The sequence below is a fragment of the Rhodoplanes sp. Z2-YC6860 genome (genome assembly GCF_001579845.1).
Classification (GTDB): domain Bacteria; phylum Pseudomonadota; class Alphaproteobacteria; order Rhizobiales; family Xanthobacteraceae; genus Z2-YC6860.
The window spans coordinates 5,738,563-5,753,761 of sequence record NZ_CP007440.1; the positions used below are offsets into that span (position 1 = coordinate 5,738,563).

The following is a 15,199-nucleotide window of genomic DNA, read 5'->3' on the forward strand; positions in this document are numbered from 1 at the left end:
CACCATGATTGCCCTATTTCCCCAACGGCTTAGTGACCCCGGCCCGTCAGTAGCATGCTCTGCACCGGCTGGCGAATATTACCTGCGGAAATGCCCAAACACGTTTTGCGTCAATGCATTACAGGGGTCATGGGCAATATACGGACCGCAAGTGTCGATTGCGGTTCGCCCGCAGTTACTCCGCGGCGTGCATTTTTCCCGGGATTGCCAGGGTCAAGCCGGCCGCCAGAGCATCGTCGCAGAACGCCTTCATGGCCGATAGCGACAGTTCGGCGGGGTTCTGGGTCGCCGGCAGCTTTTCGAGGACATCGGCGGGCGCCGTGATGATGTGGCACCCCATCGCGTCCGCCTCGATCACTTTGAGCACCTCGCGGGTCGAAGCCCAGGCGATCGCCACGTTCGGCGTCTTGCGGGCGCGGGCGATGGCGTCCTGCATGATCGGCCGGTCATCGATTCCGCCTGCGTCTCGTTGCTTTTTAACGGGAATGATGGTTGCGTGCGCCCGGTTCAAACGGGCGTGGCCATGCGGCGGTTTTTGTTGGTTGCAGCGAAGCTCGCGGTGTCGGCCCTGCTGCTCTATTTTTCGCTCCGCCGCATCGACCTCAGCACCATCGGCGAACGGCTGAACCGGCTGGAACTTGCTTGGCTTGCCGTTGGCGTCGCCATCTGCTTGGTGCAGGTCGTGCTGGTCGCGCTACGCTGGCGCCAGATCGCACTTCTTTGCGATGCGCCGATGACGGCGCCGCAAGCCATTCGCTTCAATATGATCGCGACGTTCTTCAGCCAGGTTCTGCCGTCCACCGTCGGCGGCGATGCCGCGCGCATCTGGCTGCTCGGGCGTGCCGGCGCTGGATGGACGCGCTCGACCTATTCGGTGCTGCTCGACCGCTTCATCGGCGTGCTGGCGCTCGCCGCTTGTGTTGCAGCAGGTCTCTACTGGTCGTTCGGCCTGATCTCCGATCCGATCGCGCGCATCGTGCTGGTCGTTATCGGCTTCGGCTTTCTGCTGGGCGGGCTCGTGTTCCTCGCGCTCGGCCGTTGGCCGCTGCTGACGCGCTGGAAGCTCACGCGAAATCTCGCCGAACTGTCGGTGCTCGCCGGCCAGATGCTCAGTGCGCGCGGCTCGGCATCGGCAATCGTGCTGGTCTCTCTGCTGATCCACATCTCGACCGCCGTGCAGGCCTGGGGCGTGGCGCAAGGCATCGGCTCGGGCATCAGCGTTGGCGACGCCTTCCTGTTGGTGCTGCCGGTGCTGCTGATTGCCACCATCCCGGTTTCGATTGCCGGATGGGGCGTGCGCGAGAGCGCGCTGGTGATGGCGTTCTCTTACGCCGGACTGCCGGCGGCCGACGGGCTGGTGGTGTCGGTCCTGCTCGGCGCCGTGATGTTCGTCACGGGCCTGATCGGCGGAGCGGTGTGGCTCTTGAACTTCGACAGCCCTGCACTGGCGATGGCGTGGCGTTCGCCCGCGCCGCCCACCAAACAGAGTTAGCGGGCGTTCCTTTGACCCGGTTTCGATGAGGCGTCATCGAGGCTTCTGCGCAATCGCCAGGATCATGTGAGCCGCCATCACCCTCGGTACGAGCGGACACAACAGCAGTGCCGTGCCTTTGGTAAGCTTTGAATTTACGTTCAGGCCGAACGTGCCGTTCAACCAGCGCTGAATGCCGGAACGCTTGTGGATCATCTTGACGTCGTCAACGGCGAAGCCGTGAAGCGCGAGGGTATGCGCCAACTCTGCGCGTGTCAGTCTCCATTGATAGAAGCGGCGAGCCTCGGTGTCCGGGGCCCGGCGCCACGGTTCGAGCAACGTTGCGGCCAGCGCGTGCCGTACATTGACGAACGGTACAGAGATAAAGAGCCGTCCGCCCGGCTTCAGCACACGAAATGCTTCGGTTACCACTGGCCCGAATCCCTCTTCGAAGTGCTCGAAAGTTCCCCAGGAAAAATAGCCGTCGAACGATTCCGGAGGCAGCCCAGTCGCGCGAATGTCGCCGACCTCGAACTGCATGTCGGTGTGCAGTTTTCGCAGTTGACCGATCGTCACCTGCGAGATGTCAAGCCCTAGTGTAGGATAGCCCGCGCGGGTGAGCCACGCGACCCAGTCGCCAAGCCCGCAACCGCCATCAAGCAGCCGGCTGCCCTTGGGCATCTGCTGGATGTACGGCCACATGACCTGAAATTCTTCGCGCCGTTTGATCGACTCGGCGCGATCCTTAGGACCGCCCTGGGCCTCCCAGATGCGGGTCCATTGTGCTTCAATCGCCGCGATTTCGGCTTGGCCTTCGGTCGGATCAAAAGCGCGCTCGTCTCGACGCATATGTACCAACGCACCCCAATTGCGCGAACACGCACACTCAGACGACCAATCAACCGAGGGCCTCCGGCCGACGATGCATTCTCGCCCATTCCTGAAACGCCGGCAATGTCCACAACTGCCATGAGGTGTCGCGGCGCCCGCTTGCGAGTTCCTGCATCCAAGTCGCGATCTGGCCCGGATGGAACAGGCCCTGCCGCGCCAGCGCGCCAAGCCTGGGGCGTGGCGCAAGGCATCGGCTCCGGCATCAGCGTTGGCGACGCCTTCCTGTTGGTGCTGCCGGTGATGCTGATTGCCACCATCCCGGTTTCGATTGCCGGATGGGGCGTGCGCGAGAGCGCGCTGGTGATGGCGTTCTCTTACGCCGGACTGCCGGCGGCCGACGGGCTGGTGGTGTCGGTCCTGCTCGGCGCCGTGATGTTCGTCACGGGCCTGATCGGCGGAGCGGTGTGGCTCTTGAACTTCGACAGCCCTGCGATGGCGTGGCGTTCGCCCGCGCCGCCCACCGAACAAAATCAGGGATAAGCGCGAGGGGCACTATCTTCCATCCGTTGAGCTCGGCCGCTCTGTCGCCCTCGTCAGCTTGACGGCCACGCGACAGCTTGTCCGGACATAGCCGATATATTCGAACGAAACATTCTGCTCCGCGACGTATTCCATGAAGGCGCGATACTCCTGATCCTGCCATCCTGGATAATTGATCAATTCGTCGAACAGAATGATGCTGCCCGGCACGAGCCTGTCTCGAAGAGCCGTAAGCACGGTCTTCGTAGAGCTATAGAGATCGCAATCCACATGCAGGAAAGCGACCTTCTTGCCCGGGTTCTGCATCAGGAACGGTTCGAGTGTCTTGTCGAAAAAACCAGATACGAGCCTCACGTTGGAACGGACCGGCGGGAGCTTGTGTTTGACGTCGAAGGCTCCGGCCTTGGCACCCAGCGACCAATCTTCCGGCAGGCCGACGAATGAATCGAACCCGTGCCACGTTACTTCCGGCTTCAGATCGGCAAGAAGATTGAGCGAGTCCCCTTTGTAAACGCCAAACTCCATGAAGAGGCCGTCCTTGTCGTTGGCCTGATCCAAAGCCCAGCTCAGCAATTCGCTCCTGCCTTTGAAACCCTTCGCGTGGGACAGATAGTCATGTTCAAATTCTGCGGAGGACATGACCCCACGAATTTGCCACATCAGGTCGAGATCGGTGATGACCGTTTCGACGAGCTTTCTGACAACCCGCCGCACGATTTCTCCCGTGCGGTACCGAATTCGCGCGCCCAGACGCCGAACCCATATCGTCAGCCACCCAACCATCGATGCGATTTCCTGAGAGCGCGAATCCGACCCCAAACTAACACTTCGTCATCGAGGGCAGACGATTAAATTGGAACGTAGCCGATTACGGCAAAGCCTCGGGACGGCGATGCAATCGCGCCCATTCCTGAAACGCCAACAGCGTCCATAGCTGCCAGGACGTATCGCGGCGGCCGCTCGCAAGCTCCGCAGACCAGGCCGCGATCTGGCCGGGATTGAACAGCCCCTGGCGCGCCAGCGCTTGGGTCTCGGTCGCGGCGGCCAGACGCTCCGCGGCCGGGCCGTTCAGCATGGCCGCGACCGGCATTTCAAAACCACGCTTGGGCCGCGTGAAGACCTCGGCCGGCAGGCGGTCGCGGAACGCCGAACGCAGAATGCGCTTGCCGACCGGCCGGCCGCCCATCAATGCCAGCTTCTGCGAGCCCGGCAGGGCGAAGGCCCATTCGACCACGCGGTCGTCAAGATAAGGCGTACGGGTTTCGAGCGCGTTGGCCATGCTGGTGCGGTCGACCTTGACCAGCATGTCGCCCGGCAGGCCAAGCGACACGTCGCAGGCCAGCATGGCGTTGATCGGGTCGCTGAACGACGATGCCGCTCGCCGATCCAAAACCAGGCTCTCAAGCGAGATGGGTTCATCCGGCGTCCGCTCCAGCAGCCGGTCAAGCTCCTGCTCGGAGGCGAGCCGCATTAACGCCGCCTGGCGGCGAACCGGATCGGCATCGGCGGTCGCAGCAAAGCGGCGCACGCGCCGCAGCGCCTCCATCAGCCGGCTGTCCTTGCCTTCCGGCAGGCGCATCGCCAGTCCGGTCAACGCAGCGCGGAGCGCGCCCGGCAAGCGATTCCACAGCCCGGCATGCAGCTCCGACCAATAGCGGCGGTAGCCACCGAAAACCTCATCGGCGCCGTCGCCGGTCAGCACCACCTTGACCTTGCGGCTGGTCGCTTCGGACACGAGAAATGTCGGCACCGCGGATGCGTCTGCGAAAGGCTCGTCAAGTGCCGTGAACACGCGGTCGAGCACTTCGCCCACGCGTTCCCCACTCACCTCGATCTCGTTGTGCTCGGCGCCGAGATGCCGCGCGACTGCCGCGGCCATCGGGCGCTCCTCGTAGTAACCACTGGCGCCTTGAAAGCCGACCGTGAAGGTCTTGAGCCTGCCGCCCGAGGCTGCAACCGAAGCCGCAACGAGCGCCGAGTCGATGCCGCTCGACAGAAACACGCCGACCGGCACGTCGGACACGAGGCGCGCCTGCACCGCGAGGTCGAGGCGCTGACGCAGGCCAGCCTCGATATCGGCGATGTCCATCGACGAATGGGTGCGGGCCGCCGTCAGTTCGTACCAAGGCTCGACCACGAGCCCCCGCGGACCGAAGCGCAGCCAGTGGCCCGCCGGAAGCTTGCGCACGCCGCGGGCGATCGACCATGGCTCCGGCACGAAGCGGAGCGTGAACAGTGCGCGCAGTGCAGCCGGATCGACTGGGCGTGTCTCGCCCAGCATCGCCTCGCAAGCAATCAGATCGGTGCCGAAGGCGAGGCGTTCGCCGGACTGGGCATAGACCAGCGGCTTCTCGCCAAACCGGTCGCGGGCCGCAAACAGTGTGCGCGCCTCCGCATCCCAGATCGCGAAGGCGAACATGCCATTGAGCCGCGGCAGGAGCTCCGCGCCCCATTGCTGCCAACCCGCAAGCAGCACCTCGGTGTCGGAGTGCGATTGGAAGCTGTGGCCGAGACGCGCGAGCTCGTCACGCAGCTCCGCGTAGTTGAAAATCTCGCCGTTGAAGGTGATGGAGAGTCCGCCGCGGCGCATCGGCTGTGCGCCGAGCGGCGACAGATCAATGATGGCAAGGCGGGTGTGGACGAGCGCGCAATGCGCATCGGCCCAGGTGCCCTCGCCGTCCGGTCCGCGCATCCGGATGCGACGAAGCGCCGTCTCGCAGCGCCGCGCTGTCTCCTCCGTGCGGAGGCCTTTCAGATCGACCAGGCCGGCAATGCCGCACATCGGATCGTGGTTATTTCAGCGCTGGCCGAGAGCAACGCCTGCAGAGTCGGCAGGCGTCAAAAGAAACAACATATCGGAACCATTCAAATATTCTGAGACTTCAATCGCGAGCACGGCTGTTCATCTGCGCCTTTTGCATCAGCGCGAGGTCCTCGCGAACCATCTCCTGCACAAGCGTCTCGAAGCTCGTGCGATGCTGCCATCCCAGCTTCTTTCGCGCTTTGCTTGGATCGCCCAGGAGCTGCATCACTTCGGTCGGCCGGAAATAGCGCGGGTCGATCTCGACCAGCACGCGACCTGTCGCCGCTTCCACCCCGGTTTCATTGACGCCCGAGCCGCGCCATTCGATCCGCTTGCCGATGCAGGCAAACGATTTCTCGACAAACTCACGCACCGAATGCGCCTCGCCGGTGGCGAGGACATAGTCGTCGGGCTCAGGCTGCTGGAGGATCATCCACATGCCTTCGACGTAATCGCGGGCGTGTCCCCAGTCGCGCGTCGCATCAAGATTACCGAGATAGAGCTTCTGCTGGACGCCAAGCTCGATAGCGGCGACCGCGCGGGTGATCTTGCGCGTCACGAAAGTTTCGCCGCGGGTCGGCCCTTCGTGGTTGAACAGGATGCCATTCGACGCATGGATGCCATAGGCCTCCCGGTAGTTCACCGTAATCCAGTAGGCATAAAGCTTCGCTGCCGCGTAAGGCGAACGCGGATAGAACGGCGTGGTCTCGCGCTGCGGGATTTCTTGCACCAGGCCATAAAGCTCCGATGTCGAGGCCTGGTAGAAGCGCACGCTTTTTTCCATGCCGAGGATCCGGATTGCTTCCAGCATCCGCAATGTGCCGAGACCGTCGGAATTGGCGGTATATTCCGGCGTCTCAAAGGACACCATGACGTGGCTCTGTGCCGCCAGATTGTAGATCTCGTGCGGCTGCGTCTCCCGCACGATACGAATGAGGTTGGTGGCGTCCGTCAGGTCACCGTAGTGCATGATGAAGCGCACATCTTCTTCGTGCAGATCCTGGTAGAGATGCTCGACGCGACCGGTGTTGAATGACGAGGAACGGCGACGGATGCCGTGCACCTCGTAGCCCTTCTTGAGCAGGAACTCCGCCAGATAGGCGCCATCCTGACCGGTGATGCCGGTGATCAGGGCAACTCGTTGGCTCATCGTCTATCCTTCAATGTCGTACCGGGCGATCGAACGGCAATCGTAATGGTCATTGCGTAGCAAGGTAAGCGCGCGTCTGACGCCGATGCGCGGCGACGAGAAGCGCGTAAAAAAGCTGATCGAACCATCGCAACGGCAGCACCGTTGCGAGAAACAACAGTCCCGCACCGCGGACCGCCGAAGACATCGAGCGGTTCTCGTTCCAGCGCCGGCAGAGCGCCGTAAGCCTGTATTCGTCGCGATATTTCTTCCGGATGTAGTGCCAGATCGTACCGTGCATCTTGGCCGAAAGGCTGACCAGCATGCCGTCGGTCCGCACCCAGTAGATGAACATCGGCTTGTCGATCCGGATCGCGCGATAACCCGCCACCAACAGGTGAATGTTGAAATCCCAGTCCGCATAGCCGCCATAGCCGTCGCGCATCGTCTCGTCATAGCCGCCGATCGCGGCCCACGCGGATTTTCGCATCAACAGGCAATACGGCAATTCATTGAGAAACAGCTGATCGAACGGATCGAAGTCGCATTCGTGCACACCCTCACGCCCGCCGGTCAGCTTGATGTGCGAATAGACGAACGCGACTTGCGCAGGCGCAGCCTTGAGCAGCGCCATGGCCTCGGCCAGAAACGTCGGCTCGAGGACGTCGTCGCAATCGAGCGGCAGCACGAACTCGGTGCGCGCGGCCTTGAATCCGATGTTGCGCGCGGCTGCGAGGCCCTTGTTCTCTTGATGGATGACGCTCGCGCCGGCAGGCAGATTCTGCAGCCGCGCCTTGGTGTCGGCATCGGTCGAGCCGTCATCGACGATGATGATCTCGAAATCGCGGAACGTCTGCCGATCGAGTCCCGTGAACATCTGGTCGAAAAAGCGACCGCCGTTGTAGCACGGCACCACGATCGTGAGCTCGGGCACGCTCATGCCCGGCTGTCGCTCACCCGCAGCACCGACCAGATCTCGCCCCAGGGCGTGCCCAGTTGCTCGACGACGAGGCCGGCCGCGGCGGTTTCCCGGCGGAATTCTTCCTGGGTCGGTTCGATCTCGTGATCCGGGTCCGAATAGTAGTTGGCGCCGACCTCGCGCCGCATCGCGAGCCGCCAGTCGCGTTCGAACAACGGCACCCGGATCAGGAAACGCCTGGCCTTGGTCTTGTCGATCAGCGCGGTGAGAAACGCGTGGCGATCGACGATGTGCTCCAGGACGTTGGAGAGCACGACCACATCCCATGGCCCCTGCGGCACGGCCTGTGTCGCGTCAGCTTCGACAAAGCTCAGATTGGCGGGATTGTCTCGGGCCCGCGCTTCGGCGAGACGCTTGGGATCGTAGTCCACGCCGATCACCTGCGACTTCGGCCGGGCCCGCGCGATGGAGCGCGCGACCGCGCCATAGCCGCAACCGATGTCGATCACGCGCTGACCGTCTGAAATATTTCCGATGAAGAAGTCGTGGTAGCGCATCAGACGATGCTTGGGATGCTCGCCTTTGCCGTGGATCATCGCGCGCTCATTGACGACGTGATCAAGGTCGTCCTGCAGGGTGAACAGCCGCTTGAGCGCCGCGCCCGTATCAGGCCCACGCGATTCCAGAACGAACATGCCCTTCAGCAGCAGATGGCGCAGCCGCATCGGCAGCAGTTGCCAAATGAGCGCCAGCACGTTGGCGACCTTGAGCCCGAAAGCCTTCATGCTGCATTCCTCAAAGCCTGCTCGAACACGGCGTCGTGCCGCGCAAGCCACTGTGGCAGGTCGAACCGTTCCACCGCACGCCGCCTCGCGGCCGCACTGAACTCCGACCGCTGCCGGATGATCTGGCTCATGCCTTCGGCGATCGCTGCGGGCTCGGGCGCAATGTCCTCTTCAAACGACTCCGGGATCGCAAGACCAACACCAGCTTCGGTGCCGACCAGTTCCGGGACGCCGCCCGAAGCCGAATAGAGCACCGGCAATCCGCTCGACAGCGCTTCCAGCACCGAGTTGGGACAAGGATCGTTGTTCTTGGTCATCAGATAGGCGTCAGCACTCCGATAGATCGTGGGCGCCTGTTTTGAATTGTAGGGGCCGAAGAATTCCACCGCCTGGGCCAGCTTCAATTCGTCGATCCGGCGCTGCGCCTGCGCGCGTACGCTTGGGTCGATGCCGCCGGCAACCTTGAGCCGCACGTCAAGGCCGCCGCGCCGCGCGGCGGAAATCCCTTCGATCGACGACATCAAGCGATACCCGATCGCGAGGTCGAACTTGCCGGTGGCGAGAAAGGTGAATGGCGCATCGGTCGGGCGGTGTGGAACGTTTTCAAGGCGAGGGCTGAAATGGCCGGTGTCGACCGCGTTATACAGAATTTCCGATCGACCAGCGCGTGGCCCCAGAAATTTCTCCGCGCAACGACGACAGAATTCGCTTTGATAGAACACATGGTCGGCAGCGGCGTGAACGCGCGCCATGCGGGCATTCTCGGCCCGCCAGTCGAATGGATACCAGCCCGGATAGAACACACCGTTCTGATTGAGCACCACCGGGACGCCTGAACTGCGCAGCCTGTCGATCACCGGCTGCGGCAGGTAGATCGCGTTGGACAACATATAGACCAGGGAAAACCCGACACGAGCCTCGGGATATCGGGTCTGGAGCAGCCTGACCTTGACCAGCGTGCCGCCGTGATCGCCGGCCCGCGCTCCGCCGTAATAGACGGCCAGCCTGCCGTGGCGCGCCCGCGCCGGCAAAGCCGCCAGCGCGGCGCCGCCAATGAGGCCGCGATAAAGCGCGCGGATCGTCTTGCGAGCGGCGGTCTCGGCCATGGACGGCTCAGAACGCCTTCAGCCGCCGATACGCGACAGCGACCATGCGAAGCAGCAGCCAGCCGTCAGTGAATCGAGAGATTTGCGTGGTGCCGTAGGTCCGGGCCGCATAGCGGATCGGCACCTCGACGATCTTCAGGTTGAGCTTGGCCGCGCCGAACAGCAAGTCGAAGTCGCCAAACGGATCGAATTCGCCGAAGTAAGAGCGGTTGGCCGCGATCCGCTCATAGTCTGTCTTGTACAGCACCTTGGTGCCGCACAGCGTATCGGTGAAGCGCTGGTTGAGCAGCCATGAGAACAGCTTGGAAAACGTCCAATTGGCCACGTGATTGAGAAATCGCATCGCCTCGTTTTCCATCGGATAAACGAGGCGTGAGCCATTGATGAACTCGCCCTTCCCGGACGCGATCGCCGCATAGAACTTCGGCAAATCCTCCGGTGGCATGGTGAGATCGGCGTCGAGGATCATCATCACCTCGCCTTTCGCCGCGTCGAAGCCGTTGCGCACGGCGTTGCCTTTGCCCTTGCCGTCCTGCTGGATGAGCCGGATATCGAGTTCGGGATAGGACGCGATCACACGCTTGATTTCATCGACCGTGTTGTCGCTGCTGTGCCCCTCGACAAAGAGATACTCCATCTCCTTGGCGAACCTGGGCACGCGCTTGATCGCCGGCTCGATATTGCCGGCCTCATTGCGGCATGGGATCAGCACGGTGACCGAAGGATTACTACGGTTGCCGTCACGCGCCGTGATCAGCGAGCGCGCCGCCACATAGTCGCGAAGACACATCCGCCGAATGACAGGAAGCGTGCCGATATAGCGGTTGATCAGCGGCCCCAGCCCGAGCCAGCGCTTCGGGACGAGTTGCCGCCATTCGCGCTTGATCGGCTCGAAGTCCGTCAGCATCAGGAGGTTCGACATGTCTTCGGACGACAGCCAGTTCATCTCGACGGTCGGCATCTTCAGACCAAGCCACTCGCCGAGCTTCAGCACCGGCTCCCAGATCTTCGAATAGTAGCTGACGATCAATCGGGTCTCGGGCAGACAAAACCTGTGCAAGTGGCTGAGCGCGGTTTGGCAGTCTTCGAGATAGCCGATCGTGTCAGAAAGAATGATGACGTCGAATTTTTCGTTGATCGTCTCCAGAAAGCCCGGGTCTTCGATGTCACCGACCAGGAAGTTGAGCCCCGGGTGAAGCTTGCGCGCCTCCCCGACCATGGCCGGACTGATATCGATGCCCAATCCGTAAGACGGCGCCAGCGAGGCCAGCAACTGACCATTGCCGCACCCGAGTTCGAGCACACGGAGTTTTTCCGGCACCAGAAATCGCATATAGGCGCGGTCGTCGGCATAGTAGTATTCGTTGCGCGCGAGCCATTCGCCGCGCGCGGGCGCCAGGCGCTCATAAAGGTCGCGAATTCGCGATTTGCGCGGCGACATCGCGGGAGCAGCGCCGGCGGCGGGCTTATCGTCGATTGTCAGAGACATCGCTAATGCGCCGCCGCACGTTTGAATTGATTGAGGAAGTACAAAGGCTCACGCGGCGGGATCAAATCCCACAGGCTCGGGAAGCTTGCGCGAAAGTTTCGATCCAGCTCGCGGCCATCGGTCACGCCGAGCGCCGGCAGCAGCGAGCGGTCGCCAATGATCGAGACATTGTAGGCGGCGTTTTCATCGCGCCGGATTTGCAGATCGGGCGCGCCGGCAAGGCGGCTGAGCAATTCGTTGTCGCTAGCTTTTCCGGTCACATCCAGAACGACGCAGGCGCGCGCCGCGCAGGCTTGGCCTTGTGAATCGTGAAGCGCCGTCGAGCCTTCGAAGGTGCGGTGCACCGGCTCGATCTGCCGTAGCATCCATTCGGCCGGCGGCGCATTGGATTCCTGTTCCAGGAGCCGCGCTTCGATCTTCGGCATCCCGCCTTGGTGCAGTTCGAACCAGCGGCCGCCATATTCCAGACCCGCGTACATCCAGAACACATCGAAACGGACATTGTCCCGCTTGCGGACGTAGAGCAGACGCGCGTTCGTGTTGTTGCCGTCCGTGACCGTTCGCGTGAGCACGTGGCGTACAGCAGCGCCCGCGGCCTCATCGCCATAGTAAGGCCGGCGCAACCCGATGAGATCCATGCTGGGGACGTCGAAGGCGAGCAGCGACGATCCCGGAATGAGCGGCTTCTGCCAGATGTAACTGACGGTGGTCAGCAGGCCGAGTGCGGCGAAGCCCGCAAGGCCTGCGGTCATCAGATGCCGCCGCCATACCCCGCCCGAAGCAATGCGATCGGCCGCCAACGCCAGCAGCATGACAAACGGCAATATCGTGTAGACCGGATAGCCGACGTAGGGCATCGATTGGCTACCCATCCCCTGATACGAAAACACGTAGAACATCAGACCGAAGCCGACCGAGGAAATCGCGGCCCAAGTCAAAATGAACGGGTCGGTGGACTTGCGCCGTCCGGTGACAGCGCCCGCCCCCCATACGATGGGCAGTCCCAAAGGCGCCCAGATCCCCAACGACACGACAGCGACCCGGAGCCAGTCATTCGGTCCAAACAGCTCGGCGTGGGCTTGGCCGGCGCCCGCGATATATTTGACAAAAGGATAGACGAACAGTGTGGCCTCGCCCGGGATCGCCGCAGCGTAGCGGGCACGCACGATGTTCCACAGAATTACGGCGATGATTGCGAGCGCCGGGAGCAGCCAGATTTGCCAACGCCGCAGCAAAGACAATCGCCTGCGCCCAAACTCGATCCAATTGCGAGACCCCTGCCATCGATCGGGAATCATCCAAGCGACCAGAAGCGGGCCAACAATCAGAAAGGAAATCGGATCGGACAAAATGATGTGCGTCAGGCCCAGTCCGCAGAGCCAGCCGCCTTGCCCCTCGCGTAATCGAAGAAATGCATAGAGGCTGAGCGCCTGACAGAACGGCGCATTGACCAGCCAGATCGCGCCAAACGCGCGCGAAAGTCCTGCCAACATCGGCGAGCACGCGACGAGCAACGCAGCTGCGCAAGCGATCACCGAGGTCACACCGGCGCGCAGCAAGCATGACCAAAACAAGACCACCGTCAGCGCGAGATATGCGGTGACCATGGCCTGTCCATAAAGCGGCCGGAACGGGACCTTGGCGGCATCGAGCGCCGCAAAGACCGGCGCTTGGTACAGTTCCGGCGGCGCGCCGTGAAAGTAATAGAAAATCCAGAAGACGAAGCGCGCGATCTTGTCGAGCACCGCGGCCGGAGAAGCCACGTCCTGGGGTAACCACGAAAAGATATCGAAATAGGTGTGGATCTGTCTGAAAGCGTAGATGTCGTTGGTAGAAAGGAACTGATCGTTTGGATCGATCAGACCAATCGCGAGGGTCGCCGCGACCAGCACCACTGCGACAATGGCGTCGCCATAGCAGGTGCGCTGGCTGCCAGCCTCGGTTGCCAACCGGGCTGAACTGAGATCGGCCGGCAGAGCCTGGGTTGTCTTCATCATTGTAACAATCGAGACTCAGGAAGCCGAAGGGCCCGCAGCCGGCGCGGACGTTTCTGACCGTGGCGGATTCCATTGGCGCAGTGTCGCGAGCAATGGACGCTCCAGCAGGATGTAACAGATCAGACCGGCCACAACCGCGGCCACAACGACTCCGGAGAGGACGACGAGTCCCGGCAACGCCACACCGAGATCCAGCGCGCCGCCGGCCTTTTCTACCACGACCAAGACGTTGAGATGGATCAGATAGATCGAGTACGAAGCAGCACCGATCCATAGCAGCAGCTTCGGCGTCTTCCAGTCGGCGCTACGCTCGCCTTCGACCAGCCCCAGGACCATCAGCGCCGCTCCCGTGCCGTAAACGACGCGGCCCAGCAATTCCCTGAGATCAAGTCCTCCATTCTCCAAGATGCCTCCAGTGAAAAACACGATGGCGCCGATCGCCAGCACCACCCGAGGACAAGAAATGCGCCCTGTCCGGACGATCATGGCTGCGGCCATTCCAACAAAGAACAGGATGTTGAAGTCGCGGCCAATAAACAGGAGCAGTGGAGTCTGCGGTTTATCGAAGATGCAATATGCGATGAAGCACGCCCAAACCGCAAAGGCTAAAATGCCGGCCGTCCGGTTCGCGATCGCGATACCGAACAACACATAAAACAGCACCTCATGCTGAAGGCTCCAGGCGACACTGACCAGAGGAACGCCGGATTGCGGGAGGAGCAGGAATGACAAAAGCAAGCGGTTCGGCGCCATCGCCGGCAAAGCTGCTATCGACGACACAACAAAGGACGCCGCGACCATCGCTATCGTCACCGCCCAGTAGATTGGGTAGATGCGCACGATCCGGCGGTACGCGTAGCTGCGAAGGCGGTCGGGCCATCCGCAGTCGTCGGCGTGCACATAGTAAATAATGAAGCCGGACAACACGAAGAAGAAATCGACGCCAGCATGACCGAAGCGAAACCAGCCGACGGCGGGATATCCGAAGTAGACTTCGAACATGGTGCCGCTCGCGTGATACAGCACCACCAGAACGGCGGCAAAACCGCGGCAGGCCTCGAGTGTCGTAATCTTGGTATTGGGCGCAGACATCAGATCAACGTGAGGAGGCAAGGCATTCCAGTGCGGCCGCCAGCACCTCTTCGACCGAGATGCCGCGCATGCAAACGTGGCCCTTGTCGCACCAGCCGAATTGGCCGCATGGGGCGCATGCCACGCGATGGCAGATGATACGATGGCTGGCCGGATAGCCCGCAAACTCCGGAAGCGTGACGCCGCCCCAGAGGATCAGCGCTCTGGCATCCACCGCGCGCGCCGCGTGCATCAAGCCGCCTTCGGTGCCGATAAAGAGCGCGCTACGCGCCATGAGCGCCGCAGCCTCACGGAATGTGGTCCGGCCGCGGATATCGACGACATCCGGCATGGCTGGCGTGCCGGGGACACCGACTTGAACGATGGTGATGTCCGGTCTTGCGTTGCGCAGGCGTTGGGCCAGTTCAACCCACCGTTCCCGCGGCCATGAGCGCAGCTCGCCGAACCATTCGGGATTGGAATCCGGTTCACAAACGACAAAGGGACCTGTGACACCTGCATCGGCCAACACTTCAGCCGCGTGGCGCTGCTCTTTCTCGTCGAGATAGAGTTCGGGGCGGAATGAATCAGGCCTGATGCCGAAGCCAAGCAAGGTGGTTTCGATCGCGTGTCCGCCCTGCTTCCACACGAAGTGCGTCTTGAACTCTTCGGCGGCGTAGCTGTGGATCAACATATCCACGTGCACCAGCCGGCTGGTATCCGGCTTTCTGAAGCGTTCGGCGAGCGCAAAGATCGCGCGTTCATACGTTTTGCGGATGCCCGTGACTTTCAGGAAGCCCGCGAACGCCAAATCCAGCGTCCGCGTGAGTCGGCCTTTCGCCTTGGCCGGCAGGAACGACACGTGCGGATTGCCGAGAAAAATCGTCCGGTCCGAAATGTCCGCACTCCGGTCATGCATGCAACCGACCAGCAGATCGGACAGTTTCGGCGTGTTCGCGACGATCACCGGGCGCTTGTCATGGGCGTGCAGCGCACGAAATACACCGCTCCAGATCAGATCCCCGCCGTAACCCATCGTGATCGCGCTTCTGGGCGTC

Annotated in this window: 14 protein-coding genes; 2 read left to right on the forward strand and 12 right to left on the reverse strand. The window is 62.1% G+C overall.

Annotated features, from left to right (window positions below; translation table 11 throughout):
* Positions 1-175: 175 nt before the first annotated feature.
* Entirely contained in the window at positions 176-511 is a 336-nt protein-coding gene (locus RHPLAN_RS27100; RefSeq protein WP_335341029.1) for a transaldolase family protein, read from the reverse strand.
* 12 nt (positions 512-523) lie between these two features.
* Here RHPLAN_RS27100 and RHPLAN_RS27105 point away from each other — a divergent pair, with 12 nt between their 5' ends.
* Positions 524-1,492, forward strand: coding sequence for a lysylphosphatidylglycerol synthase transmembrane domain-containing protein (locus tag RHPLAN_RS27105; protein ID WP_157100511.1), 969 nt, complete (start codon positions 524-526; stop codon positions 1,490-1,492).
* 33 nt (positions 1,493-1,525) lie between these two features.
* On the opposite strand, the gene RHPLAN_RS27110 is transcribed toward RHPLAN_RS27105, so the two are convergent.
* Positions 1,526-2,320, reverse strand: coding sequence for a class I SAM-dependent methyltransferase (locus RHPLAN_RS27110; protein ID WP_068024733.1), 795 nt, complete (start codon positions 2,318-2,320; stop codon positions 1,526-1,528).
* Positions 2,321-2,539: 219 nt separating this feature from the next.
* Here RHPLAN_RS27110 and RHPLAN_RS40640 point away from each other — a divergent pair, with 219 nt between their 5' ends.
* A complete protein-coding gene (locus RHPLAN_RS40640; RefSeq protein WP_068024736.1) occupies positions 2,540-2,842 on the forward strand; it encodes a lysylphosphatidylglycerol synthase transmembrane domain-containing protein in 303 nt (100 codons plus the stop codon).
* A gap of 12 nt (positions 2,843-2,854) precedes the next feature.
* Here RHPLAN_RS40640 and RHPLAN_RS27120 read toward each other — a convergent pair whose 3' ends face one another.
* The 10 genes from RHPLAN_RS27120 to RHPLAN_RS27165 form a co-directional block, all read right to left on the reverse strand.
* Positions 2,855-3,625, reverse strand: coding sequence for a class I SAM-dependent methyltransferase (locus tag RHPLAN_RS27120; RefSeq protein WP_084245619.1), 771 nt, complete (start codon positions 3,623-3,625; stop codon positions 2,855-2,857).
* Between the two features lie 85 nt (positions 3,626-3,710).
* A complete protein-coding gene (gene asnB / locus RHPLAN_RS27125) occupies positions 3,711-5,624 on the reverse strand; it encodes an asparagine synthase (glutamine-hydrolyzing) (protein ID WP_068024743.1) in 1,914 nt (637 codons plus the stop codon).
* Between the two features lie 100 nt (positions 5,625-5,724).
* Entirely contained in the window at positions 5,725-6,795 is a 1,071-nt protein-coding gene (gene gmd, locus RHPLAN_RS27130) for a GDP-mannose 4,6-dehydratase (protein ID WP_068024746.1), read from the reverse strand.
* A 49-nt stretch (positions 6,796-6,844) separates the two neighbouring features.
* Complete coding sequence (locus RHPLAN_RS27135; protein WP_068024748.1) at positions 6,845-7,714, reverse strand: glycosyltransferase family 2 protein; 870 nt, start codon at positions 7,712-7,714, stop codon at positions 6,845-6,847.
* Positions 7,711-8,478, reverse strand: a complete 768-nt coding sequence (locus RHPLAN_RS27140; protein WP_068024751.1) for a class I SAM-dependent methyltransferase — start codon at positions 8,476-8,478, stop codon at positions 7,711-7,713. The genes RHPLAN_RS27135 and RHPLAN_RS27140 overlap by 4 nt, the downstream gene beginning before the upstream one ends.
* Positions 8,475-9,584 carry a glycosyltransferase family 4 protein gene (locus tag RHPLAN_RS27145; RefSeq protein WP_068024754.1) on the reverse strand — a complete coding sequence of 370 codons (1,110 nt, stop codon included), beginning with the start codon at positions 9,582-9,584 and terminating at the stop codon, positions 8,475-8,477. Before RHPLAN_RS27145 ends, RHPLAN_RS27140 begins: the two co-directional genes overlap by 4 nt.
* A 7-nt stretch (positions 9,585-9,591) precedes the next feature.
* Entirely contained in the window at positions 9,592-11,073 is a 1,482-nt protein-coding gene (locus RHPLAN_RS27150; RefSeq protein WP_068024757.1) for a glycosyltransferase, read from the reverse strand.
* Between the two features lie 2 nt (positions 11,074-11,075).
* Complete coding sequence (locus tag RHPLAN_RS27155; RefSeq protein ID WP_068024760.1) at positions 11,076-13,070, reverse strand: hypothetical protein; 1,995 nt, start codon at positions 13,068-13,070, stop codon at positions 11,076-11,078.
* A gap of 15 nt (positions 13,071-13,085) precedes the next feature.
* Positions 13,086-14,162 carry an acyltransferase family protein gene (locus RHPLAN_RS27160; protein WP_068024763.1) on the reverse strand — a complete coding sequence of 359 codons (1,077 nt, stop codon included), beginning with the start codon at positions 14,160-14,162 and terminating at the stop codon, positions 13,086-13,088.
* A 4-nt stretch (positions 14,163-14,166) separates the two neighbouring features.
* Positions 14,167-15,177 carry a glycosyltransferase family 9 protein gene (locus RHPLAN_RS27165; RefSeq protein WP_068024766.1) on the reverse strand — a complete coding sequence of 337 codons (1,011 nt, stop codon included), beginning with the start codon at positions 15,175-15,177 and terminating at the stop codon, positions 14,167-14,169.
* Positions 15,178-15,199: the final 22 nt, after the last annotated feature.